23 protein-coding genes and 1 pseudogene are annotated in these 24,693 nt (G+C 61.9%); 18 read left to right on the top strand and 6 right to left on the bottom strand.

The window, feature by feature from the left end:
- Window positions 1-69 precede the first annotated feature (69 nt).
- From AC007G_RS21030 to AC007G_RS21020, 3 genes are read left to right on the top strand one after another with little or no spacing between them, the layout of a single operon-like run.
- On the top strand, window positions 70-1,392 hold the full coding sequence (locus AC007G_RS21030) for an MFS transporter (protein ID WP_133960098.1): 1,323 nt from the start codon (window positions 70-72) through the stop codon (window positions 1,390-1,392).
- Between the two features lie 11 nt (window positions 1,393-1,403).
- Window positions 1,404-2,240, top strand: coding sequence for a shikimate dehydrogenase family protein (locus AC007G_RS21025; protein ID WP_064385188.1), 837 nt, complete (start codon window positions 1,404-1,406; stop codon window positions 2,238-2,240).
- A 59-nt stretch (window positions 2,241-2,299) separates the two neighbouring features.
- Entirely contained in the window at window positions 2,300-3,037 is a 738-nt protein-coding gene (locus AC007G_RS21020; protein ID WP_047665086.1) for a substrate-binding domain-containing protein, read from the top strand.
- On the opposite strand, the gene AC007G_RS21015 is transcribed toward AC007G_RS21020, so the two are convergent.
- From AC007G_RS21015 to AC007G_RS21000, 4 genes are all read right to left on the bottom strand, one after another.
- Window positions 3,024-3,773, bottom strand: a complete 750-nt coding sequence (locus tag AC007G_RS21015) for an ABC transporter ATP-binding protein (RefSeq protein WP_046852299.1) — start codon at window positions 3,771-3,773, stop codon at window positions 3,024-3,026. The genes AC007G_RS21020 and AC007G_RS21015 overlap by 14 nt on opposite strands.
- The gene (locus AC007G_RS21010) at window positions 3,773-4,777 is read right to left on the bottom strand and encodes a FecCD family ABC transporter permease (RefSeq protein WP_032697366.1); all 1,005 of its coding nucleotides are present in this window, start codon (window positions 4,775-4,777) and stop codon (window positions 3,773-3,775) included. Before AC007G_RS21010 ends, AC007G_RS21015 begins: the two co-directional genes overlap by 1 nt.
- Entirely contained in the window at window positions 4,767-5,828 is a 1,062-nt protein-coding gene (locus tag AC007G_RS21005) for an ABC transporter substrate-binding protein (RefSeq protein WP_032687162.1), read from the bottom strand. Before AC007G_RS21005 ends, AC007G_RS21010 begins: the two co-directional genes overlap by 11 nt.
- Window positions 5,829-5,926: 98 nt before the next feature.
- Window positions 5,927-6,733: a DNA-binding transcriptional regulator gene (locus AC007G_RS21000; RefSeq protein ID WP_032687353.1), complete on the bottom strand. Its 807-nt coding sequence runs from the start codon at window positions 6,731-6,733 to the stop codon at window positions 5,927-5,929.
- A gap of 188 nt (window positions 6,734-6,921) precedes the next feature.
- Between AC007G_RS21000 and AC007G_RS20995 the strand changes: the two genes are divergently transcribed.
- The 8 genes from AC007G_RS20995 (at window position 6,922) to AC007G_RS20960 (ending at window position 15,282) form a co-directional block, all read left to right on the top strand.
- Window positions 6,922-8,586, top strand: coding sequence for a bifunctional 3-(3-hydroxy-phenyl)propionate/3-hydroxycinnamic acid hydroxylase (locus tag AC007G_RS20995; protein ID WP_142630666.1), 1,665 nt, complete (start codon window positions 6,922-6,924; stop codon window positions 8,584-8,586).
- 1 nt (window position 8,587) lies between these two features.
- A complete protein-coding gene (mhpB, locus tag AC007G_RS20990) occupies window positions 8,588-9,532 on the top strand; it encodes a 2,3-dihydroxyphenylpropionate/2,3-dihydroxicinnamic acid 1,2-dioxygenase (RefSeq protein WP_032699546.1) in 945 nt (314 codons plus the stop codon).
- A gap of 17 nt (window positions 9,533-9,549) precedes the next feature.
- Complete coding sequence (gene mhpC, locus AC007G_RS20985; protein ID WP_032699549.1) at window positions 9,550-10,416, top strand: 2-hydroxy-6-oxonona-2,4-dienedioate hydrolase; 867 nt, start codon at window positions 9,550-9,552, stop codon at window positions 10,414-10,416.
- Window positions 10,417-10,425: 9 nt separating this feature from the next.
- Complete coding sequence (mhpD, locus tag AC007G_RS20980) at window positions 10,426-11,232, top strand: 2-keto-4-pentenoate hydratase (RefSeq protein ID WP_064385196.1); 807 nt, start codon at window positions 10,426-10,428, stop codon at window positions 11,230-11,232.
- Entirely contained in the window at window positions 11,225-12,175 is a 951-nt protein-coding gene (mhpF, locus tag AC007G_RS20975) for an acetaldehyde dehydrogenase (protein ID WP_046852302.1), read from the top strand. Before mhpD ends, mhpF begins: the two co-directional genes overlap by 8 nt.
- Entirely contained in the window at window positions 12,172-13,188 is a 1,017-nt protein-coding gene (mhpE, locus tag AC007G_RS20970) for a 4-hydroxy-2-oxovalerate aldolase (protein WP_142630667.1), read from the top strand. Before mhpF ends, mhpE begins: the two co-directional genes overlap by 4 nt.
- 68 nt (window positions 13,189-13,256) lie before the next feature.
- A complete protein-coding gene (gene mhpT / locus AC007G_RS20965; protein ID WP_142630668.1) occupies window positions 13,257-14,453 on the top strand; it encodes a 3-(3-hydroxy-phenyl)propionate transporter MhpT in 1,197 nt (398 codons plus the stop codon).
- Between the two features lie 103 nt (window positions 14,454-14,556).
- Window positions 14,557-15,282: a purine nucleoside phosphorylase YfiH/LACC1 family protein gene (locus tag AC007G_RS20960; protein ID WP_032697358.1), complete on the top strand. Its 726-nt coding sequence runs from the start codon at window positions 14,557-14,559 to the stop codon at window positions 15,280-15,282.
- A 25-nt stretch (window positions 15,283-15,307) separates the two neighbouring features.
- Here AC007G_RS20960 and AC007G_RS20955 read toward each other — a convergent pair whose 3' ends face one another.
- Window positions 15,308-16,888 (bottom strand): rhodanese homology domain-containing protein, encoded by a 1,581-nt coding sequence (locus AC007G_RS20955; protein ID WP_032697357.1) that lies wholly within the window; start codon window positions 16,886-16,888, stop codon window positions 15,308-15,310.
- A 1-nt stretch (window position 16,889) separates the two neighbouring features.
- Window positions 16,890-17,486, bottom strand: a complete 597-nt coding sequence (locus tag AC007G_RS20950; RefSeq protein ID WP_046852305.1) for a cysteine dioxygenase family protein — start codon at window positions 17,484-17,486, stop codon at window positions 16,890-16,892.
- A gap of 107 nt (window positions 17,487-17,593) precedes the next feature.
- Here AC007G_RS20950 and AC007G_RS20945 point away from each other — a divergent pair, with 107 nt between their 5' ends.
- The 7 genes and pseudogenes from AC007G_RS20945 (at window position 17,594) to AC007G_RS20915 (ending at window position 24,661) form a co-directional block, all read left to right on the top strand.
- On the top strand, window positions 17,594-18,487 hold the full coding sequence (locus tag AC007G_RS20945; protein WP_479466661.1) for a LysR family transcriptional regulator: 894 nt from the start codon (window positions 17,594-17,596) through the stop codon (window positions 18,485-18,487).
- 141 nt (window positions 18,488-18,628) lie between these two features.
- Window positions 18,629-19,715: pseudogene (locus tag AC007G_RS20940) on the top strand (LLM class flavin-dependent oxidoreductase); the annotation flags it as partial.
- A 70-nt stretch (window positions 19,716-19,785) separates the two neighbouring features.
- Window positions 19,786-20,874, top strand: a complete 1,089-nt coding sequence (locus AC007G_RS20935) for an acyl-CoA dehydrogenase family protein (protein WP_049267832.1) — start codon at window positions 19,786-19,788, stop codon at window positions 20,872-20,874.
- A gap of 11 nt (window positions 20,875-20,885) precedes the next feature.
- The gene (locus AC007G_RS20930) at window positions 20,886-21,860 is read left to right on the top strand and encodes an ABC transporter substrate-binding protein (RefSeq protein WP_032687176.1); all 975 of its coding nucleotides are present in this window, start codon (window positions 20,886-20,888) and stop codon (window positions 21,858-21,860) included.
- A complete protein-coding gene (locus AC007G_RS20925; protein ID WP_046852306.1) occupies window positions 21,857-22,903 on the top strand; it encodes an ABC transporter substrate-binding protein in 1,047 nt (348 codons plus the stop codon). The genes AC007G_RS20930 and AC007G_RS20925 overlap by 4 nt, the downstream gene beginning before the upstream one ends.
- A complete protein-coding gene (locus tag AC007G_RS20920) occupies window positions 22,884-23,879 on the top strand; it encodes an ABC transporter permease (RefSeq protein WP_085397037.1) in 996 nt (331 codons plus the stop codon). The genes AC007G_RS20925 and AC007G_RS20920 overlap by 20 nt, the downstream gene beginning before the upstream one ends.
- A complete protein-coding gene (locus AC007G_RS20915; RefSeq protein ID WP_032687179.1) occupies window positions 23,873-24,661 on the top strand; it encodes an ABC transporter ATP-binding protein in 789 nt (262 codons plus the stop codon). The genes AC007G_RS20920 and AC007G_RS20915 overlap by 7 nt, the downstream gene beginning before the upstream one ends.
- Window positions 24,662-24,693: the final 32 nt, after the last annotated feature.

The raw sequence follows: 24,693 nt of genomic DNA, 5'->3' as shown, positions 1-24,693 counted from the left end.
GGTTCGTTAAGCACAGCATCGCCAATACAATAACAACATTCATCTGCACCCTATGACAGGAAAACGACTATGAACGCGTACAGCCAGAATCACACGGCAGCGGCGCAAGCCGCGACCGCCGTGCCGCGCTCCCGGCGGCGAATGGGGATCCTCACGCTGCTGGCTATCGGCACGATGATTAACTACCTCGATCGGACGGTGTTGGGCATCGCGGCCCCCAGTTTAACTTCCGAACTGGGGATTGATGCCGCGGTCATGGGGATCGTGTTTTCCGCCTTTGCCTGGACCTACGCGCTGGCGCAAATTCCCGGCGGCCTGTTCCTCGACCGTTTCGGCAATAAAGTGACTTATTTCCTGTCGCTGACGCTGTGGTCGCTGTTTACGTTGTTTCACGGCATGGCGATAGGGCTGAAAACCCTGCTGCTGTGCCGCTTTGGGCTGGGGGTCAGCGAGGCGCCCTGTTTCCCGGTGAACAGCCGGGTGGTCAGCGCGTGGTTCCCGCAGCAGGAGAGGGCCAAGGCAACGGCAGTCTATACCGTCGGGGAGTACCTCGGGCTGGCCTGCTTCTCACCGCTGCTGTTCTGGATTATGGGCAGTTTCGGCTGGCGGGCGCTGTTTATCAGCGTCGGCGCTGTCGGGGTGCTGTTTGCGCTGGTGTGGTGGCGCTGCTACCGCGAACCGCATGAAGACAAACGCCTCAGCCAGCAGGAGCGAGAGCATATTGTCAACGGCGGCGGTCTGGTGACGGCGAGCGACCAGCAGACGGCTTTCAGCTGGCCGCTGGTGCGTCAACTGCTGGGGAAACGGCAGATTCTGGGCGCCAGCATCGGCCAGTTTGCCGGCAATACGGTGCTGGTGTTTTTCCTCACCTGGTTCCCGACCTATCTGGCCACCGCGCGGCATATGCCGTGGTTGAAGGTGGGAATCTTCGCCATTCTGCCGTTCCTTGCCGCTGCCGGCGGCGTGATGTTCGGCGGCTGGATCTCCGACAAACTGCTGAAGGCCACCGGCTCGGCCAACCTCGCGCGTAAGCTGCCGATCGTTGCCGGTCTGCTGATGGCCAGCAGCATTATTTCCGCCAACTGGCTGAACAGCGATCTGGCGGTGATTCTGGTGATGTCATTCGCCTTCTTTGGTCAGGGAATGGTCGGGCTGGGCTGGACGTTGATCTCCGATATCGCGCCGAAAGGGCTGGGCGGCCTGACCGGCGGCCTGTTTAACTTTTGCGCTAACTTCGCGGGGATCCTCACGCCGTTGGTGATTGGCTTTATCGTCGCGGCCTTCGGCGACTTCTTCTATGCGCTTATCTATATCGGCGCCGCCGCGCTGCTCGGCGTCGTGGCGTATCTGTTTATTCTGGGCGATGTCAAACGCATCGAGCTATCGCAGTAAAGGAGCTGGGGATGATAATTAGTGGTAATACGCAGCTGATCGCGCATCTGGGTTATCCGACCGGCGGTTTTAAGGCGCCGATGATCTACAACCCGTGGTTCGACCGACAGCAGGTGGATGTCAAGGTGGTGCCCACGGGCGTGAAGCCGGAGGCGCTGGCGACGGTGGTTCCGGCGCTGTTTACGCTGACCAATATTATCGGTGCGCTGGTCACGATGCCGCACAAAATTGCCACCTGCGGGCTGGTGCATCGCCTCAGCCCCACGGCGGCCATTGCCGGCGCCTGCAACGCCATTCGCCGCGAGGCCGACGGCACTCTGAGCGGCGATATGTTCGATGGCGACGGTTTCGTGCTCGGTATCCGGCGTAAAGGTTTTCAGCCTGAGGGGGCACGGGCGCTGGTGGTCGGCTGCGGCGGCGTGGGATCGGCAATCGCCGCTTCGCTGGCAGCGGCGGGGGTGCGCGCCCTGACGCTCTACGATAGCCACGCCGATGCTGCGCATGCGCTGGCGGCCCGTCTGCTGCAACACTACCCGCTGCTGGATATCTGCCTGATGCAGCGTGACCCGCAGGGGCACGATCTGGTGGTAAACGCCACGCCGCTGGGAATGAAGGCGGGGGACCCGCTGCCGCTGGACCCGCAGCGGTTGACGCCCGGTACCTGGGTAGGGGAAGTGGTGATGACCCAAGCTTTTACGCCGCTGCTGCAGGCCGCTCAGGCGCGCGACTGCCCGGTTCAGCGCGGAACCGACATGTTGTTTGAAATGATCCCGGCCTATCTGCGTTTCTTCAACCTACCGGTAGCGACCCCGGAACAGCTGCGCGAACTGGCGGAAATTCGCTACTGAATCGCTGGCGGCCCGGTTAATATATCGCTCTGTTTCCGGGCGTTTAGCGAGCAATCACGATGACCAACGCAGTCGTTCTGCTGGCAGCGGGGAGCCTGAAAGGGGCTTTTATCCCGCTGCTGGCACGTTTCCATCAGCAAAGCGGTATTCTGGTCGAGGCCCATTTTGGTCCTGCCGGTTTACTGCGCGAGCGCATTGAAGGCGGGGCGGCGTGTTCGGTATTTGCCTCTGCCAACCGCCAGCATCCCCAGGCGCTGCGCCAGGCCGGCAGGGCGGGGGAATGTCATTCGTTTGCCCGCAACCAGCTTATGCTGACCGCCCGTCGCACCGCCTCCGGCGAGAGAGACGACTGGCTGACGCTTCTGACTAACCCGCAGCTGCGTCTGGCTACATCGACGCCGGGCTGCGACCCGTCCGGCGACTATACCTGGCAGCTGTTTGAGCGCATTGAAGCCCGCTTCCCGGGCGCCGGTAGCGCGATGATGGCCCGCGCTCAGCAGCTGGTCGGGGGACGGCAGTCGCTCAGCGTCCCGCCGGGCGAAACGGCGGGAGCCTGGCTTATCCGCGAGGGGTTAACCGACCTGTTTATTGGCTATGCCCATTACGCCAGTCAAATGGCGATGGCTGACGATCTGCGGACGGTCGCGATCCCGGCGCCGTGGAATATCCAGGCCGATTATCAGCTGACGACGCTCGACGAGAGCGCCGGGGCGCAGCGTCTGTGCCGCTTTATTCTCGGCGCGGAAGGGCAGCAGTATCTGCAGGCCGCGGGTTTTTTACCGGCTAACGCCGAATAGTAAACTGCGGCGCCAGCAGCGGCGAGTCTGAGCCGGGGTACTCAATTTTACGTACCGCCAGGCCGTAGGCGCGTTGCAGATGCGGCTCGCTAAGCACTTCCCCGGAGCGTCCCGCCAGCCACTCGCCGTCCGGCAGTAGCAGCAGCGTATGGCTGGCGACCTGCAGGGCATGGGTGGGGTCGTGGGTGGTGAAGAGCACGGTGCGCGACTGGCGATGGGCCAGGTCGCTGATGAGCTGCAGCACCACCTGCTGGTTGGACAGGTCCAGCGCCGAGCAGGGCTCATCCAGAAGGATATTCTGGCTGGCACCCACCAGCGCGCGGGCAATCAGCACTAGCTGCTGCTGGCCGCCGGAGAGTGAGCGAAACGCGCGGTCCGCGAGGTCGGGGATGCCCAGCTGGCGTAAAGCCTCCTCAACCCGGCGTTCATCTTCAACGGCCGGTTGAGCAAACAGACTGACTTGCCGGGCGCGGCCCAGCAACACCACCTCCCGCACCAGCCAGTTGAACGCCGGACGGAACGATTGCGGCACAATCGCTATCCCACCTTCGCTGTGGAAACTCCCGCCAAGCGGCGGCAGCACGCCGGTGAGGGTGTCGAGCAGGGTACTTTTCCCGCGCCCGTTGGCGCCGAGCACCGCCCAGATTTCACCGGGCAGGCACTGCAGGTTGAGCGGCCGGAAGAGCGGCTGACGGTGGCCGTAGCGCAGCTCCGCCAGGCGAAGCGACATGTTCATCAGACCATCCCCCGACGACGTGAGTGGATCAGCAGCCAGGTAAACAGCGGGGCGCCGAGCAACGCGGTAATGATCCCGACAGGGATCTCTGCCTGGGTCAGCGAGCGGGCCAGATCGTCGACCACGATCATGAATCCGCCGCCGAGCCAGAAGGCGGTGGGCAGCAGACGGCGATGGTCGGCGCCGACCAGCAGCCGTGCCAGATGCGGGATCACCAGCCCCACCCAGGCGATGCTGCCGCTGACCGCCACCTGTGCGGCCACCAGCACCGCGCAGCATAGCAGCACGCCGCGGCGCAGCGCGGTGACCGAAACGCCGAGACCGCGCGCGTCTTTCTCCTCCAGCGCCAGCAGGTTGATCCGCCAGCGCAGCGCGATCAGGATCGTGGCGCTGACGAGAATCGGTAGCGCCATGAGCGCCACTTTGTGCCAGCTGGCGGTGGCGAAGCTGCCCAGCAGCCAGAAGACAATATTCGGCAGCGTCTCTTCGGTGTCGGCCAGATATTGCATCAGGCTGACGAGCGCGGCGAAAAAACCGCTGAGAATAATCCCGGAAAGAATCAGCACCAGCGTATTTTCCCGCCCCTGCAGCGCGGCAATCAGGTACACCAGCATGAGGGCCAGCAGGCCGAAACCGAAGGTGGAGGTCATCATCAGCACGGTGTCCAGCCCCAGCAGGATGGCCAGCGTGCCGCCAAACGCGGAACCGGAGGTGACGCCAATGATATGGGGATCCACCAGCGGGTTCTGGAACACGCCCTGCAGCGTGGCGCCGCACAGACCGAGCGCGCCGCCGGCCAGCAGCGCCATGATGACGCGCGGCAGACGCACCGACCAGACGATTTGCCCGGCCACGCCGTCAGCGGACGACAGATGTCCCAGCTGGCTGAACACCTCGCTCAGGCTCAGGTGATACTGGCCGGCGCAGAGCGAGGCGACAGCAATCAACAAGGTTGCCAGCGCCAGCCCGCCTTGTAGCAGCGCCGGGTGACGATTACTGAGCATCCGGCGTCCACTTCACGCGATAAAATCGTTGGTAGTACTCCTGCGCTTTACCATCAACATCCACGCCGTTATAGCGGGAAGGATAGAGCTTTTTGGCCATCCACAGCTCGCCGAGGGCCAGCGCTTCCGGCATCGGGTAACCCCAGGCTTTGGCATACTCTGGCATCAGCCAGACGCGGTGATTTTTTACCGCGTCAATCCCTTGCCACTGCGGATCGGATTCGATCTGTTTGACCACCTGCGGATAGCGGTCCTGGACAAAGATCACCTGCGGATTCCACTGTAAAACCTGCTCCAGTGAGACCTGACGCGCGCCCTTGACCGTGGCCGCCGCGACGTTCAGCGCGCCGGCATGTTTCATCATCAGGCCGGTGTATTTGCCGGAGCCGTAGGTATTGAGGTCTGGATTGGCCATATAGACGCGCACCCGCTGGTCGTCGGGGATATCGGCGACCGGCGCGTTGGCCTCTTTGCGCGCTGCAAAGGTGGTGCGAATGAGCGTTTCCGCCTGGTCTTTACGATCGACCACCGCGCCAATCAGGCGAATACCCTGCTTTAACCCTTCGTTATAGGCCTGCTCTTCGTCGGCCATCGACGGGTTCATCTTGTTTTTTTCACCCGCGGCGTCCTGGCGTAACGAGATAGCCACCACCGGGATCCCGGCGTTCTGAATCTGTTGAATCATCGCCTGCGGCGCATAGTTGGCGACAAACACCACCTGCGGATGCAGCGCCAGCAGGCTCTCGATATTGACCTGGGTTAAGTCTCCCGGCGTCGGCAGCCGTTCAATCCCCGGCATAAAGCGGGCGAAAGCAGGGCCAAGCTGCTTTTTCCAGCTGCTCATCACGCCGACAATCTCGTCGGCGGCATTAAGCTGCACCAGCAGATTGAGGGTCTGATGCTGGAGAACGACGGCGCGGGTAATGTGGTCTGGAAGCGTCACTTCGCGGCCGAGCTGGTCGGTGACGGTACGGTCGGCAAAGGCATGACCGGCAAACAGGCAGGCGCTGAGCAGCGTCAGCCCCGGTAAGAAACGGGGTCGTTTTGACATGAGAGGACTCGGTTAGGTGAGAAGAATCGTCGTATATTAAAATATATAGCGTTGGCGGAAGCAATTCTAACCGGCCTGTCTACCCATTCAGGACAAGTTTACTCGTAAAAAACCTCTTCCTCGGTCATTCGCGACTCGATCTGGGCGGCCACTTTTTGCAACGGCGCCAGATATTTCTGCGCCGCTTGCTCAAGACTCATCGCTTTCGCCATATAAACCAGGTTCAGACAACCAATAACCCGCTGCTGGCTGCGGATTGGTACGGCGATGGAGGCGATTTTCTCCTCCTGCTGCCAGCCGCGAAAGTTTTCGCCGTAGCCCTGGCGTCGCGTGCGCTCAAGAATGGCCGCCAGCTTTTCCGGCTCCCGCGCCAGCTGATACTCCTCTTCCGGACGTGCCGCGAGGATCTCGATCATCGCCTGGCGCTCATGTTCCGGGGCGAAGGCCAGCCAGGTGAGCCCCGAGGCGGTCAGCAGCAGCGGGAGCCGACGGCCGACCATCGCGCGATGAAACGACAGGCGGCTGAAGCGGTGCGTGGTTTCACGGACCACCATCGCGTCAACATCCAGCGTGGAGATATCCGTCGGCCACAGCACTTCGCGCAACAGCTCTCCCAGCAGCGGAGTGGCGAGGGCAGAAATCCAATGTTCGTCACGAAATCCTTCACTCAACTGACGGATTTTGAGGGTTAAACGAAAGCTGTCATCGGATCGACTGCGGCGAACGTAACCCTCCTCCTGCAATGTCTCCAGCAGCCGCCTGACGGTGGTGCGATGCAGACCGCTAAACTCAGCCAGCGTGCCGATCGTGGCCCCGCCATCGAATTTATTTAACAAATTAAGTAACAACAACCCCCGACTCAATCCGCGGACCGTTTTGTAATCCGCCTGCCTGTTTTCGCGCATGTTACCTCGATAAATATCCAGATAAACAACGATGTGCACCTGGTGCACATCCGGTGATGTTTTGATTGTAGCGCATCCGGCCGACCCTATACTGACCTCACTATAAAAATATATTCACATCTATTTAACAAAGTGTCGGGCGTCAGTTTGCGACGCCAGGTACCTTGTCTGAGTCGTGAGGTTCTGAAATGACAACATCGAATCCGGATATTCAACCTGCTGTACAGCACACCGCCCAGGTCGCTATCGCCGGCGCGGGGCCGGTCGGCCTGATGATGGCCAATTACCTTGGTCAGATGGGCGTCAGCGTAGTGGTTGTCGAAAAGCTCGACGCGCTGATTGATTACCCGCGCGCTATCGGCATCGACGATGAATCGCTGCGCGCGATGCAGGGCATCGGGCTGGTGGACAATGTTCTCCCGCATACCACGCCGTGGCACGCGATGCGTTTTCTGACGCCGAAAGGGCGCTGCTTTGCTGATATTCAGCCGATGACCGACGAGTTTGGCTGGTCGCGACGTAACGCATTTATTCAGCCGCAGGTCGACGCGGTGTTGTATGACGGCCTCAGCCGTTTTTCCCATGTGCGCTGCCTGTTTTCCCGTGAAGTTGAAGCTTTTACTCAGGATAGTGACGGTGTCACCTTGAACGTAAAAGGCAGCGACGGCGAGCGGGAAACCGTTCGCGCCGACTGGCTGGTCGCCTGCGACGGGGGCGCCAGCTTCATTCGCCGCACGTTGAATATTCCCTTCGAAGGTCAAACCGCGCCGAATCAATGGATTGTTATCGATATCGCCAACGACCCGCTGGCGACGCCGCACGTCTATCTGTGCTGCGACCCGGTGCGTCCGTACGTCTCCGCTGCGCTGCCGCACGGCATAAGGCGTTTCGAATTTATGGTGATGCCCGGCGAAACCGAAGCCCAGCTCAGCGAGCCGCACAAGATGCGCCAGCTATTGAGCAAGGTGCTGCCGGACCCCGACCACGTCGAGCTGATTCGCCAGCGCGTCTACACCCATAACGCGCGCATCGCCGAACGCTTTCGCGTCGATCGCGTGCTGCTGGCGGGCGATGCCGCCCACATCATGCCGGTCTGGCAGGGACAGGGTTACAACAGCGGCATGCGCGATGCCTTCAACCTGGCCTGGAAACTGGCGCTGGTGGTGAATGGTAAAGCCGGAGAGGCGCTGCTGGACAGTTACCAACAGGAGCGGCGCGATCACGCCAAAGCGATGATCGATCTCTCGGTCACCGCCGGCAACGTGCTGGCGCCGGCGAAACGCTGGCATGGCACGGTGCGCGACGGGATTTCGTGGCTGCTGAACTATCTGCCGCCGGTCAAACGCTACTTCCTCGAGATGCGTTTCAAGCCGATGCCGCAGTATCGCGACGGCGCGCTGCTGGCGGAAGGCGAAGGCAAAACGTCCCCGGCAGGCAAAATGTTTATCCAGCCGAAGGTCACGCTGGAAAACGGGCTGGTGACGCTGCTTGATGAGGTGATTGGCGCCAGATTCGCCATTATCGCCTGGGGCTGCAACCCGCAATGGGGGCTGAATGCCGGGCAGATAGCCCAGTGGCGCGCGGTCGGGGTGCGGTTTATTCAGGTGGTGCCGGAGGTACAGATTCATTGCGATCAGGACAACGTGCCCGGCGTTATCCGCGTCGGCGATACGCAAAACCGTCTGAAAAGCTGGTTCGCGCAGCACGATACCGCGATTGCCGTTGTGCGTCCGGATCGCTTCGTCGCCACCGTGGCCATCCCGCAAACCCTGAGCAAAAAGCTCGACGCGCTGGCCAGCAAGATGCAGCTGGCCTCCGCGCAGATGGCAACAACGATTGAACAGGTGGCTTGATATGAACGCTTATCTTCATTGCCTCTCGCATACGCCGTTGGTGGGCTACGTGGACCCGGAACAGGCGGTACTGGACGAAGTTAACGGCGCCATTGCCGACGCGCGGGCGCGGATTGCCGCCTTCGACCCGGAGCTGGTGGTGCTGTTTGCCCCCGATCACTACAACGGCTTTTTCTACGATGTGATGCCGCCGTTCTGTTTAGGCATCGGCGCGACCTCTATCGGTGATTTCAGCAGCGCCAGCGGCGTTCTGCCGGTGCCGACGGCGCTGGCGGAAGCCTGCGCCCACGCGGTGATGAAGGACGGGATCGATCTGGCGGTCTCTTACTGTATGCAGGTGGATCACGGCTTTGCGCAACCGCTGGAGTTCCTGCTTGGCGGCCTCGATACGCTGCCGGTTCTGCCGGTATTTATTAACGGCGTCGCAGCGCCGCTGCCGGGATTTCAGCGCACCCGCATGCTGGGCGAAGCCATCGGCCGCTTCCTGACCACCCTCAACAAACGGGTATTAATCCTCGGCTCCGGCGGACTGTCGCATCAGCCGCCGGTGCCGGAACTGGCGAAAGCCGATGCCCATATGCGCGACCGGCTGCTGGGCAGCGGCAAACAGCTGCCGCCGGACGAGCGGGAACTGCGCCAGCAGCGGGTCATTAGCGCGGCGAAACAGTTTATCGAGGACCAGAACTCGCTCTATCCGCTCAATCCCGTCTGGGACAACCGCTTTATGAGCCTGCTCGAGCAGGGACGGCTGACGGAGCTGGATGCGGTCAGTAACGAAGAGCTGTCGGCAATGGCCGGCAAATCGACGCACGAAATTAAGACCTGGGTGGCCGCCTTTGCCGCGCTATCCGCATTTGGCCGCTGGCGCTGCGAAGGCCGCTATTACCGACCCATCCCCGAGTGGATAGCCGGATTTGGCTCGCTGAGCGCCGCCGCGCAGAACTGAATTAACGGGAGAATATGATGAGCTACCAACCGCAAACTGAAGCCGACACCAGCCGATTCCTCAACGTAGAAGAGGGCGGAGAAACACTACGCATCCATTTTAATGATTGCGGCCAGGGGGATGAAACCGTGGTCCTGTTGCATGGTTCCGGCCCCGGCGCCACCGGCTGGGCGAACTTCAGCCGCAATATCGATCCGCTGGTCGAGGCGGGCTACCGGGTCATTCTGCTGGACTGTCCCGGCTGGGGAAAAAGCGACTCGATCGTCAATCGCGGTTCCCGTTCCGACCTGAACGCCCGGGTATTGAAAAACGTTATTGATCAGCTGGATATCAACAAAGTGCATCTGCTGGGCAACTCCATGGGCGGTCACAGCGCGGTGGCCTTCACTCTGAGCTGGCCGGAACGGGTGGGCAAGCTGGTGCTGATGGGCGGCGGAACCGGCGGCATGAGCCTGTTTACGCCGATGCCGACGGAAGGCATCAAGCTGCTGAACGGCCTGTATCGCGAACCGACCATCGAAAACCTGAAAAAGATGATGCATATCTTTGTCTTCGATACCCGCGATCTGACCGAGGCTCTGTTCGAAGCGCGCCTCAACAATATGCTGTCGCGCCGGGATCATCTGGATAATTTCGTCAAAAGTCTGGAAGCCAACCCGAAACAGTTCCCGGATTTTAGCCCGCGTCTCGGCGAAATCCGCGCCCAAACCCTGATCGTCTGGGGGCGCAACGACCGCTTTGTACCGATGGACGCCGGCCTGCGCCTGCTGGCCGGGATTAACGGTTCTGAACTGCATCTCTATCGTGACTGCGGCCATTGGGCGCAGTGGGAACATGCCGACAGTTTCAACCAGCTGGTGCTGGATTTTCTGGCGCGCAAATAAGGAACCGTCATGACAACGTTATCTCTCGAACAGCTGGCGCAACGGTTGCGTGACGCCGAAACCCAGGGGCGGGCCATTGAACCGCTGCGCGATCTTCTCGGCGTCGATAATGCGGAGGCGGCCTACGCCATCCAGCGGATTAACGTCCAGCACCACGTCGCGCACGGACGGCGGGTAGTGGGGCGCAAAGTAGGGTTGACCCATCCTAAAGTGCAGCAGCAGCTGGGCGTTGACCAGCCGGACTTCGGCACCCTGTTTGCCGACATGTGCTATGGCGATAACGCCGATGTGCCGTTCTCCCGGGTGCTGCAGCCGAAAGTGGAAGCCGAAATCGCCCTGCTGCTTAAACACGACCTGCCGCATGTCGATACCACCTTTGATGAGCTGTACGCCGCTATCGACTGGGTACTGCCGGCGCTGGAAGTGGTCGGTAGCCGTATCCGCGACTGGTCGATTGGCTTCGTCGACACGGTCGCCGATAACGCCTCCTGCGGCGTTTACGTACTGGGGAGTCCGGCGCGGCGCCCGGCCGGGCTGGATCTGAAAAACTGCACCATGCGTATGACGCGTAACGAGGAAGAGGTGTCCACCGGGCGGGGTAGCGAATGTCTCGGTCATCCGCTCAATGCGGCGGTGTGGCTGGCGCGCAAAATGGCCAGCCTCGGCGAACCGCTGCGGGCGGGAGACATCGTGCTGACCGGGGCGTTAGGTCCGATGGTGGCGATTCACGCCGGCGATCGCTTTGCCGCCGACATTGACGGTTTAGGTTCAGTGACGGCAACGTTTGTCGCGCAAGAGGAAAACAGTGATGAGTAAACGCAAAGTCGCCATTATCGGCTCCGGCAATATCGGCACCGATTTAATGATTAAAATTCTGCGCCACGGCCAGCACCTGGAGATGGCGGTGATGGTCGGCATCGACCCTGAATCCGACGGTCTGGCCCGCGCCCGGCGCATGGGCGTTGCCACCACGCACGAGGGCGTCGGCGGCCTGATGCAGCTGGCGGAATTCGCCGATATCGATTTCGTGTTTGACGCCACCAGCGCCGGAGCGCACGTGAAAAACGACGCCGCGCTGCGGGAAGCCAAACCGGGGATCCGGGTGATCGACCTGACCCCGGCGGCGATCGGCCCGTACTGCGTGCCGGTGGTCAATCTTGAGGCCAATCTTGCCGAGGGCAACGTCAATATGGTGACTTGCGGTGGTCAGGCGACCATCCCGATGGTGGCGGCGGTATCGCGGGTGGCAAAAGTGCACTATGCGGAAATCGTCGCCTCGATTGCCAGCCAATCCGCCGGCCCGGGAACGCGCGCTAACATCGACGAATTCACCGAAACCACCTCGCAGGCCATAGAGAAAGTCGGCGGCGCGGCAAAAGGTAAAGCGATTATCGTACTGAACCCGGCGGAGCCGCCGCTGATGATGCGCGATACCGTTTATGTCCTGAGCGAAGCGGCGTCGCAGCAGGAGATTGCCGCGTCGATCGCCGAGATGGCGGCTGCGGTGCAGGCCTATGTGCCGGGCTACCGCCTGAAACAGCAGGTGCAGTTTGAGGTGATCCCGGAAGATAAGCCGGTGAACCTACCGGGCGTTGGCCGCTTCTGTGGCCTGAAAACGGCGGTTTACCTCGAGGTCGAAGGGGCGGCGCACTATCTGCCAGCCTACGCCGGCAACCTCGACATTATGACCTCGGCGGCGCTGGCGACGGCGGAAAAAATGGCTCAGGCGATGAACGGTACGGCAGGAGACGCAGCATGAACGGCAAAAAACTCTATATCTCAGACGTGACCCTGCGCGACGGGATGCACGCGATTCGCCATCAATACTCGCTCGACAATGTGCGCCAGATTGCCCGGGCGCTGGATAGCGCGGGAGTGGATTCGATAGAGGTGGCCCACGGCGACGGCCTGCAGGGGTCGAGCTTTAACTACGGCTTCGGCGCGCACAGCGACCTGCAGTGGATTGAAGCGGCGGCGTCTTCGGTCAGCCGGGCGAAAATCGCCACTTTACTGCTACCTGGCATCGGCACCCTGCACGACCTGAAAAATGCGTATCAGGCCGGGGCGCGGGTGGTGCGCGTGGCAACCCACTGCACGGAAGCGGATGTTTCCGCCCAGCATATCGCCTTCGCCCGCGAGCTGGGGATGGATACCGTTGGCTTCCTGATGATGAGCCATATGACTACCCCGGAGCAGCTGGCGCAGCAGGCGCTGAAGATGGAATCCTACGGCGCGACCTGCATCTACGTGGTCGATTCCGGCGGGGCGATGAATATGCACGATATTCGCGATCGTTTCCGCGCCCTCAGGGCGGTGCTCAAGCCGGAAACCGCCACCGGGATGCATGCGCACCATAACCTGAGCCTCGGCGTCGCCAACTCTATCGCCGCGGTGGAAGAGGGCTGCGACCGCATCGATGCCAGCCTTGCCGGCATGGGCGCCGGGGCGGGGAATGCGCCGCTGGAGGTCTTTATTGCGGCGGCGGACAAGCTTGGCTGGAACCACGGCACCGATCTGTATGCGCTGATGAACGCCGCTGATGAGCTGGTGCGGCCGCTGCAGGATCGTCCGGTACGCGTCGATCGCGAAACCCTGGCGCTGGGCTATGCCGGGGTTTACTCCAGCTTTCTGCGCCACAGCGAAGTGGCGGCCGCGCGCTACGGTCTGAGCGCGGTCGATATTCTCGTCGAGCTGGGCAAGCGGCGGATGGTGGGCGGCCAGGAAGATATGATCGTCGATGTGGCGCTGGACCTGCTCAAGCGCACGAAATAAAAACGGGCGGCTGGCAACGTATCAGCCGCCTTTCACCTGCACCGTTTTCGCTATCGCACAGGTACCCTATGACCACGACAACCTCTGGATCGGCTTCACGCCTGATGTTAACCATCGGGCTCTGTTTTATGGTGGCCCTGATGGAAGGGCTGGATCTTCAGGCGGCCGGGATCGCCGCCGCCGGGATGGCTCACGCCTTCGCGCTCGACAATATGCAGATGGGCTGGATCTTCAGCGCCGGTATCCTCGGGCTGCTTCCCGGCGCGTTGGTGGGGGGAATTCTTGCTGACCGCCATGGCCGCAAGCGGGTGCTGATCGCGTCGGTCATGCTGTTCGGTCTGTTTTCCATCGCGACCGCGCTGGCAGGGAGCTTTCCGCTGCTGCTGCTGGCGCGCCTGATGACCGGAGTGGGGCTGGGGGCGGCGCTGCCGAATCTGATCGCATTAACCTCCGAAGCGGCCGGCCCGCGATTTCGCGGTACCGCCGTCAGCCTGATGTACTGCGGGGTGCCGGTGGGCGCCGCGCTGGCCGCGGCGCTGGGATGGTGGGGGGAGACCTCTGCCTGGCAGACGGTATTCTGGGTCGGCGGCGTGGTGCCGCTGCTGCTGGTGCCGATGCTGCTGCGCTGGCTGCCTGAATCCGCCGTCTTTCGCGCCGAGACGCAGAGCGCGCCGCTGCGGACGCTGCTGGCGCCGGAAAATGCCACCGCCACGCTGCTGCTGTGGCTGTGCTATTTCTTTACGCTGCTGGTGGTCTATATGCTGATCAACTGGCTGCCCATGCTGCTGATAGGTCAGGGATTTCGCGCCGGTCAGGCGGCAGGCGTAATGTTTGTTTTGCAGCTGGGAGCCGCCTGCGGCACGCTGCTGCTGGGGGCATTGCTGGATAAACTAAGTCCGCTGCTGATGTCGCTGCTGATCTATAGCGGTATGCTGGCGTCGCTGCTGGCGCTGGGCTGCGCCACCTCCTTTCCCGCGATGCTGTTCTCCGGCTTTGTGGCCGGGCTGTTCGCCACCGGCGGGCAAAGCGTGCTGTACGCGCTGGCGCCGCTGTTCTACCGCACGGAAATTCGCGCCACCGGGGTGGGGACGGCGGTGGCCGTCGGGCGGCTGGGGGCGATGAGCGGTCCGCTGCTGGCGGGAAAAATGCTGGCGCTGGGGGCCGGTACCGTTGGGGTGATGGCCGCCTCCGCGCCCGGGATTCTGCTGGCTGGCGTGGCGGTGTTCTGGCTGATGAATCGCCAGAGACGGCAATCAATAGCCTGACGTCGGCGCCGGGTTATGCTTCAGGGCCCGGCAGCGCGCCACCTTGCGCAACGGCAGACTTTGGCATACGGTAAATCATCACCCATTGCTTATCTCTGCCGCCATGTCTTTTCAATCCCGGTTACTGAGCGATATTCCCGGCATTCGCTATGCCTTTCTCGATGTACACGAAACGGCCGCCTTTCCTTACGCTGAATTGGCTCCGGTGAAGCTGGTGCACGGCAATATGGTTCATCATTTTCAGCAGCCGCTGGCGGAACGCCCGCATGCCGACGCGGTTTTTACCGCACTGGGCGGGCAAAAGGTGGGGGTGGTGACTGCCGATTGCCTGCCGATGCTGATGGCCTCCCGTGACGGCGCTTTTGTCTGCAGCGTGCATGCGGGCTGGCGCGGCGCGGCGACCGGAATTATTGCTAATAGTCTCGATCTCTTTGCCCGACATGGCATACCGCCGGACGAGGTGGTGGTAGCGATTGGGCCGCATATTCAGGCCTGCTGCTATGAGGTCTCGGCGGCATTTTATCAGGCGCTGCTGGCGATGCCGGTGGCCGGGCTGGTCAAACAGCACCGCGATCGGCTGTTTCTGCACCGTCGTGGCCCTGAGCCTGAGGCGGAAAAAGCGCCGGCGACGGGAGACGACACGATGTGGTTCGATCTGCGGGCTTTTGGCCAGCTGCTGTTACGCCGCGCCGGGGTGGCGGAAAATCATATTGAATGGCTGGGCAGCTGTACCTACTGTACGCCGCAGTCGCTGGGATCGTTCCGGCGGCGCACGCACTTCCCGGCAGAGAAAACGTTCCAGTATTCGTGGATTATGCGCGAGGCCTGATATCGTCCGGCATCGCGCGGCCGCGCTACAGTACCGTAAACCCGTGCGTCCCGTCGTTTGCCAGCTGGGCCACGAGGCCATACTCCCACTCCAGATAGGCCTGCATCGCTTCGCGGGAATTATCGGTCCCTTCATAGGGACGACGATAGCGATCGCTACGCGCGCTGGTCAGATGGGTTGCGCCATGCTCCAGCGGCAGACCTGAGGCGATCCACCCGGCGGTGCCTCCGCTCAACACCTGCACCGGTTTGCCGGTCAGCGCCGCCACTTCGGCGACGGCGTAGCGCGCCAGCAGGCTGCTGCCGCAGGTCAGTACGTAGCGGCTGGCAGAGGGAATCAGCGCCAGCGCCTGTTTCAGCCGCGAGCGTATCAGCCAGTATGCCCCGGGAATGTGCCGCGCCACATAGTTGGCGCTGGTGGTGAAATCCAGGACCACCGTTCCCGGTTCGCGCAGCAGTGCCGCCAGCTGCGATGCGTCGATCTCCTCTGCCTCAGGCGCCGCGGGCAGGCGGGCGGGCGGCACGCCGCGTTCGCTAAAGTTCGCTGCGCTCAGACCGCGCAGGATGGCCGTTTCCCATCCCATTTGCGCCAGCCACGAGGCGGTTATCGCCGCGCGAATACCGTCATCATCCACTAAGACGATACGTGCTCCGCGCACGCTGGCGTGGTGATCGGTCTCCTGGACCAGCTGGCCGCCCGGTGCGCTGAGGCTTCCCGGCAGGTGACCTGCGGCGTACTCCTCCGGGCTGCGGACGTCAAAAAGATAGGTGGTGCGGTCGTTCTGCTGCTGCCAGCGCCGGAGCGTGGCCTGGTCGATAACCGCCACCCCGGCTTTTGCCGCCAGCTGGCTGACCTGCTGAAGACGCGCCGTCGAAGCCAGCGATTCATCGGCATAGCGGCGCTGCTGGTCGCGATCGAGGGTCAGACCGGCCAGCGTCCAGCCAATGGTGCCGTTACGTAAGGCGTAGACCGGGTTGCTCACGCCGGCATTGATCAACGACTGGGCGCCGATAATGCTGCGGGTACGTCCCGCGCAGTTGACGACGATTGGCGTCTGCGGCGAGTCGACCAGTCCGTCAATACGCAGCGCCAGCTCACCGCCGGGGACGCTGATGCCGCCTGGAATACTCATGGTCTGGTACTCATCGAACCGTCGGGCGTCGACAATCAGCACCGGCTGACGGCTGTCGATCAGCGCCTGCACCTCTTCTGCGTTCAGAGAGGGGGTCTGTCGTTGGCTCTCCACCAGTTCGCCGAACGCTTTGCTGGGGGAGTTAACGTCCTGGAAGAGCTCGCCGCCGCTGCGCTGCCAGCCCTTCAGGCCGCCTTCCAGCAGCGCTACATCTTGATATCCCCAGCCGCGCAGGCGATCGACGGCCTGGGCGGCCAGACCCTCGCCGTTATCGTAAACGGTGATCGGCGTCGTCAGCCGCGGCACCCGACGGTGGATTTCCAGCTCGAGCTTGCTCAGCGGAAGATTAGCTGCAAACAGCGGGTGAGCGGTGGCAAAATCCGCTTCTTCACGCACGTCAATCAGCGCCAGTTCGGCGTGGTCGAGCAGCGCCTGGCGCACTTGCGCTGGCTGGCGATAAGTGTGGATGGGCATATTAATTATCCTTCGGGAAATCCCAGAGATTGGGTAAGTGGCGATTGGAGTAGCCGGAAATAAAGGGTTTGATGAGACCTTCCGGGGTATAGACGGCACGTTTAACGGCGCCAATATTGCCGCCGTAGACATGGATACTGATCGACACGCTCTCCGCCAGCGCGTTACTGACGCGGTGAATATCGCCATCGCGGGAGGAGACCTTTTCGACCTCGCCCGGCGAGAGCCGTCCGGCAATACCGTCGGCCACCGGAAGACCTGCAGCATCGAGACGATAGCGCTGATTCTCTTCCGCGCCGCGCAGCATGCCGATGACGCCCCACACGCGATGGTCGTGAATCGGCGTGGCCTGCCCGGGGCCCCAGACAAAGCTGACGATCGAAAAGCGTTGTCCGGAGTCGGCGTGCAGCAGGTATTGCTGGTAGTGGTGGGGATGCGGCAAAGCGTACTCGTCAGGCAGCCAGTCATCCTGCCTGACCAGCCGCGCCAGGCGCTGCGCAACCGCCTCCAGCAGCTGCGATTCGTCGCTGAACTCCCGATGAAGGGCGTCAACCTCTTGAATAAAATGGCGTAGTTTTTCCAGTCGTGGTGCGGTCATGAACGGTTCCTGTCAGAGGGACTGGTCATTACGCTAACAAAGGCGTTAATATTATTTAAATGCAATTTACGCATATATTAATATGCAAAATTCACATTAAGGATTCTATGCGCATCGACGACATTGACGCCCTGCTGGCGACGGTACAGTTTTCTTCCCTCAATCAGGCGGCGGAATATCTGGGAATTACCCAATCGGCGATTACCCGACGGCTGCAGCGTCTGGAGCAAACTCTCGGCGTGACCCTGCTGGAGCGCCAGACCCGACCGCTGACCCTGACCGCCGCCGGGCACCGGGTTTATGAGCAGTGCCTGAGCATCAAGCGGGAGACGAAAAAGCTGTACGGGCTGCTGGATCCGCAGGCGGAACCGCACGGTATTTTGCGCCTCGGCGTACCGCAGAGCGTGGCGGAAATTGCGCTCCAGCCGGCGCTGCTGGCGCTACGCCAGCAGTTTCCGCAGCTCCAGCCGCAGGTGACCTGCGGCTGGAGCGGGCTGCTGCAAAAGCGACTCGAGAGCGTCGAGCTGGATGGCATGCTGGCAATGGGGCCGGCACAGCAGGTCTTTGCCGATGGCTATGTCGGCCGGTTGCTGTGTTCGCTGGATATAGTGGTGATTGCGGCGAAAAGCCTGCGCCTGCAGGCCGCTGAACTGCGGGACTGCGCGTCTAAGGGCTGGGTGCTTAACCCTGACGGCTGCGGGCTGCGGGCGGGGTTAATTCGTGAACTCCAGGCTCAGGGGCTGCGGCTTCAGCTGAATGTCGAAACCGCGGGGGCTCACCTGCAAATTGGCCTGGTTGCTCAGGGGCAAGGGCTGGGTCTGGTACCGCGTGCGGCGCTGGCCGCCAGCCCGTGGCGCGATGAGGTGACCGTTCTGACGTTAGCCGATTTCCAGCCGGCGGTCTGCTTGTGGCAGGTGAGCGCACAGAATCTGGCGAATCTGCAGCAGCCGTTCACTTTTTTTGCCGGGAAAATTGCGCAGCAGCTGACTCTATCTGATTGAAGAGTATACTAAATTATCTAAATGCTGATTTTGCATATTAAGATATGATAAAAATGCATTTTGCTCATTAACTGCCGATGTATAGGGTAACGACAGGCGCCGCCGCTGCGGCCACCGTTACCCGACGCAAGGAGTTATGTTATGAGCATTCAGTTTCTCGGGATGATCGGCCATCGCCTCTCATCCGAAACCATCGCCCCGGCAGGACCGGTTTTTGACCGCGACTATATCGTGCGCTTTGCGCAAACTCACGAAGCGGCCGGCTTCGATCGCCTGCTGGTGGGGCATTGGTCCGATCAGCCGGATGGCTTTCTGGTTACCGCGCTGGCCGGATTATCGACAGAGAAAATCAGTTTCCTGCTGGCCCATCGCCCCGGATTCGTCTCGCCAACGCTGGCGGCACGTAAGTTTGCCACCCTGGAGCATCTGCTCGGCGGGCGTCTGGCGGTACATATCATCAGCGGCGGCAACGACGCCGAACAGCGTCGGGATGGTGACTACCTCAATCATGACCAGCGCTACGCGCGTACCGATGCCTTCCTTGATACGGTGCGAAAAGTCTGGACTGCGGAACAACCCGTTGATATCGACAATGATTTTTATCAGGCCGAACAGGCGTGGTCGGCGATTCGTCCGCTGCAACAACCGCACATTCCGATCTACTTCGGCGGCTCCTCCGAGGCTGCCATTGCGGTGGCCGGTAAACATGCTGACGTTTTTGCCCTGTGGGGCGAATCGTTAGGGCAGACGGAGGAGACCATCCGTCGGGTGCGCGCCGAAGCAGCGAAGCATCAGCGCCACATTGATTTTAGCGTCTCATTCCGGCCGATTATTGCCGACAGCGAAGCGCAGGCCTGGGAGAAGGCCGAGCATATTTTGCATGTCGCTTCCGAACGGGCGGCGCAGGCGGGTCAGGGGTTCAAAGCGAAGCCCGATAGCGAAGGCGCGCGGCGCCTGCGGGCCACGGCAGAACAGGGAAATGTGGTGGATAAACGTCTGTGGACCGGCATTGCGAAACTGGTCGGCGGCGGCCATAACTCCACCGCGCTGGTCGGAACGGCGGAACAGGTTGCCGATGCGCTGCTGGATTATTACGACCTCGGAGTGCGCAACTTCCTGATTCGCGGCTTTGATCCCTTAAATGATGCGCGGGAATACGGCAAGGCTCTGCTGCCGATTGCCCGCGAAAAAGCGGCTCAGCGTGCGATTCAGGAGCGCGCATCGTGACGTTTTCCGGTCAACAGCCCGTACGTCCGCAGGCCGACTGGCTACAGCAGTTAACCGACATTCGTCAACTGATGGCCGAACAGGCGGCAGAGCTTGATCGCAGCGGCGACTTTCCCCACCACAATCTCGCGCACCTGCATCAGCGCGGTTTTCTGAGCCTCGCCACGCCGGCGCAGTATGGCGGGGCGGGGGCGGATTTGGCCCGGCTGCAGCAGGCGATTACCGCCATTGCGTGGGGAGAACCGGCGACGGCGCTGATCGTCTGTATGCAGTATCTGCATCATCTGCGTCTGGCGGATAGCGACGGCTGGGCGGAACCGCTGCGTCGGCAGGTCTATCGTGATGCCGTCGAGCGGGGTGGACTGATCAACAGCCTGAGAGTTGAACCTGAACTCGGCTCGCCGGCGCGTGGGGGACTGCCGCAGACGGTTGCCACCCGTACCGCCGACGGCTGGCGCCTTAACGGACACAAACTCTATACCACCGGAGTTGAAGGGCTGAGCTGGCTGGCTATCTGGGCACGAAGCGACGATCTCGACCCGCAGGTCGGCACCTGGCTGGTTCCCCGGGCAAGTGACGGTGTCACTATTATTAAAAGCTGGGACCATGCCGGAATGCGCGCGACCGGCAGCCATGAAGTGATCCTGAAAAACGTGCCGATCCCCGGGCAAAATGCGGTAGATATCTGGCCGGCATCTGCGCCTCCCGCCGCGGATGCCGAACGTTTCCGTCTCTTCGCCAATCGACAGACCGCGCTGTTAGCCGCGATCTATGACGGCGTGGCCCGCGCGGCGCGGGACTGGCTACTGGGCTGGCTCAGTACGCGGGCGCCGGCCAACCTCGGGCACCCGCTCTCCCGTCTGCCGCGCGTGCAGGAAAAAACCGGCCAGATAGAAGGCTGGCTGCTGACGAACCGCTGCCTGCTGCAACAGGCCGCCGGGCTGGAATTGACCGCCACCGAGGCCAATCTGGCCAAGGTGACTATTACCGACAACGCGGTGCAGGTCGTGGCTCTGGCGCTGGAACTTACCGGCAATCATGGCCTGAGCCGACAACATCCTCTGGAACGCCACTATCGCAACGTGCTCTGCGGGCGCGTGCATACGCCGCAGAGCGACAGCGCGTGGCAGGCGGCGGGTCAACACGCTTTTCAATCATAAGGATAATGTTTATGCGCGAACGAAAAATGACAAGATTGGCCGCGGGACTCTCGCTGCTGGCGCTGAGTGCTTTGGCGACGGCGCAGGAGCGTATCACCCTGCGAATTGCCGATCAGAAAGGGGGCATGCGCTCGCAGCTCGAAGCGGCCAACGCGCTGCAAAACCTGGGTTATGAGATCAAGTGGGCTGAGTTTCCGGCCGCCGCACCGCTGGCGGAAGCGCTGAACGCCGGCGCGGTAGACGCGGGGATTATTGGCGATGCGCCGCTGTTATTTGCGCTGGCCAACGGCGCGCCGGTTAAGGCTATTGCCGTCGATAAAAGCAACCCGGCGGGTACGGCCGTGCTGGTTCCGCCGGGAAGTTCGCTCAAGAGCGCCGCGGATTTAAAAGGTAAGCGGATCGCCACCGGCAAAGGTTCGATCGGTCATTTCGTGGCGCTGAAAGCCCTGCAGCAGGCGGGGATATCGCCCGCAGAGGTGCAGTGGGTATTTCTTGGCCCGGTCGATGCCAAAGTGGCTTTACTCAACGGCTCGGTCGATGCCTGGGCGACCTGGGAACCCTACACCACGCAGCTGGTGAAAACCGCCGAAGGTCAGATTCTGGTGAGCGGTAAAGGGCTGCTGCCGGGGAATACATTTCTGGCGGCAACGGATGAAAGCTTAAAGGATCCGGCTAAGCGCGCGGCGCTACAGGATTATCTCATCCGTCTGGCAGGGGCGGAGCGCTGGGCTTACGCCAATCTCGAGAGCTATGGCAAAACCCTCGGCGACATCATCCGTTTCCCGCCGGACATTGCCCGGGCGCAGTTTGCTAACCGTCAGTCGCAGTGGCAGCGTCTGGACTCGCGCACCATTGAACAGCAGCAGGCCACCGCCGACTTCTATCAGGCCAATGGTCTGATTCGCGCGAAGCTGGACGTCACGCCGACCTTTGATACCCGATTTACGCTGCCTGACGTCCCGGCCGCCCAGGAGAAGAGACCATGAATCAGTCCGCTTTCTCACGCCGCCGCTTTTTACAGCTCAGCGGTGGAACCATGCTGGCGGCGGCCGCCTGGCCGCTGTGGGCGCACACGATGACCACGATGCCGGAGGGGGGCGGAAACGGTGAAAACCTGGCGCTGCGGCTGGCGGAACCCTACAAGCTGAAGCTGGCCATCAACAAGAGCGCGGTTTGCCTCGCGCCGGTGGCGGTCGCTGAGCAGCAGAAGTTTTTCAGCAAATACAACCTTGAGGTTGAGTTCGTTAACTTCGGCAACTCGACCGATGTGCTGCTGGAGGCTATCGCGACCGGCAAGGCCGATGCCGGCGTCGGGATGGCGCTACGCTGGCTGAAGGCGCTGGAGCAGGGTTTTGACGTCAAGTTGACGGCCGGAACGCACGGCGGCTGTCTCAATCTGCTGACGGCGAAAAATTCGCCGTTTGGCGGCCTGGAGAGTCTGAAAGGGCAGACGATTGGCGTCACCGATATGGCCGGTCCGGACAAAAACTTCTTCGCTATTTTGCTCAAACGACATGGCATCGATCCGATAAGCGATGTGCAGTGGAAAGTTTACCCGGCGGATCTGCTCAGTATCGCGCTGGATAAGCGGGAGATTGCGGCTATCAGCGGCAGCGAGCCCTTCAGCTTCCGCCTGCTGCAAAGCGGGAAATATCAGCTGATCGCCAGCAATATGAGCGGCGATTACGCCAACCTGAGCTGCTGCGTGCTGGGCGTGAGCGGGGCGCTGGCCCGGGATCACAAACCGGTTGCCGCCGCGCTGACCCAGGCGATTCTCGAGGCGCACAGCTATGCATCGGCCCACCCTGAAAGCGTGGCGCAATCGTTCATGGCCCATGCATTAAACACCGATGAGGCTGAAGTCTCGGGGATCCTTCATGGCCAGGGGCATGGACACCACGCCGTGGGAGAGGCCTTTGTGAATGAACTGACCCAGTACGTGAGCGATCTGCAGCGGGTGCAGGTGATCAAACCGGGGACCAACCCCCACCAGTTTGCGGAGAGTATTTATGCCAACGTATTCGCCTGAACGTGCGCTGTCACGCGCCGGGGGGCGCTATCCGTTGTGGTCTGAAGGGCTGCTGGCCGCCGCGCTGTGGCTGGCGGGCGGGATGTTTACGCTAGCGTGGCCGGATGTCGGACGACGCTGGCCCTATAGCGCGGGGTGGGCGATGAGCCAGTTTGTCATCGCCGGTGGACTGCTGGCGCTGGCGCTGAGTGGCCGCTACTGGTATCCGCGGGGCGGTCGTTTGCTCGCGGCTGGCAAGTGGCTGGCGCTGCTGCCGTTGCTGTTTGCGTTATGGGAGTGGCTGACGGCAAAAACGGCGATCCTGCCGGTGCCGTTTTTTGCCCCGCCGCAGGCGCTGATCGAAGTGCTGGTCGATGACTGGCCGCGTCTGCTGGATAGTCTGCTGCACTCTCTGGGGCTGCTCGGGCTCGGGGTGCTGCTCGGGACCTCCTGCGGTTTTATCAGCGGGCTGGCGATTGGCTGGTCGCAGCGTATCGGCTACTGGCTGCATCCGGTCCTGCGTCTGCTTGGCCCGGTGCCCTCAACGGCGCTCTTGCCGCTATGCCTGTTTATTTTTCCCTCCAGCTTTGGGGCAAGCGTGTTTCTGATTGCGCTGAGCACCTGGTTTCCGGTCACCGTGCTGACCTGGTCCGGGGTCATGAGTATCGATAAAGCCTGGTATGACGTTGCCCGCACGTTGGGGGCCAGCCAGCGCTTTCTGATTTTACGGGTGGCGATTCCCGCCTCGCTGCCGAATGTGTTTGTCGGCTTGTTTATGGGGCTGGGCGCGTCGTTCTCAGTGCTGATCGTCGCTGAGATGGTTGGCGTGAAATCGGGCATCGGTTTTTATCTGCAGTGGGCGCAGGGCTGGGCGGCTTACCCCAATATGTATGCCGCGCTGCTGGTAATGGCCTTTCTCTGTTCCGGCCTGATAAGCGGGCTGTTTATGGTGCGCGATCGGCTGCTGAAGTGGCAGCGAGGAGGGATGACATGGTAGCAACAGCGACACCCCAAAACACCGCCCGGGTCGGCGCGGGCATCGAGATTCACCATTTGCACCATGCTTTTTCCCTCGGCAGGGAAACGGTGCCGGTGCTGGAGAATATCAGTCTGCAGCTGCGTCCGGGCGAGAGCGTGGCGCTACTGGGGCCCTCGGGCTGCGGCAAGTCGACGCTGCTGCGGCTGCTGGCGGGACTGGAGCCAATGCAGGGCGGGCAGATCCGGATAGATAACGCGGCGATGGGCGGTCCGGGGCCCGACCGCATTCTGGTGTTTCAGGATCCGACGCTCTATCCGTGGCTGACGGTGCGGCAAAATGTGCTGTTGGGGCCGCAGGCGCAGGGCAAAAAAGGGCGTGAAGCGCAGGCCGATGCGCTGATAACGCGTATCGGTCTGCAGGGATTCAGCCAGGCGTGGCCCCGGCAGCTTTCGGGCGGGATGGCCCAGCGGGCCGCGCTGGCGCGCGCGCTGCTCAACGAGCCGCGTTTACTGCTGCTCGATGAGCCCCTCGGCAAACTGGACTCTCTGACCCGTATCGGCATGCAGCGCGAGCTGATTACGCTCTGGCAGCAGCAGGGCTACACCAGCCTGCTGGTGACCCATGATATTGAAGAAGCGCTGCTGCTGTGCGAACGCGTGCTGGTGATGTCGCCGCGACCGGGGCGGATCATTGGCGAATTTACGCTACCGCTGGCCTTTCCCCGGCATCGGGATAACCCGCAGCTGTTGCAGCACCGACAGGATATTTTACGCATGTTGGGGCAGGCCGAGGACTGGTAGTCTGGCGAGGGCGCAACGGAGGTGCCCGGACA

This window comes from Klebsiella sp. CSG-1, from assembly GCF_056521145.1.
Note: the sequence above shows the minus strand (reverse complement) of the source record. Positions and strands in the feature narration are given on the sequence as shown.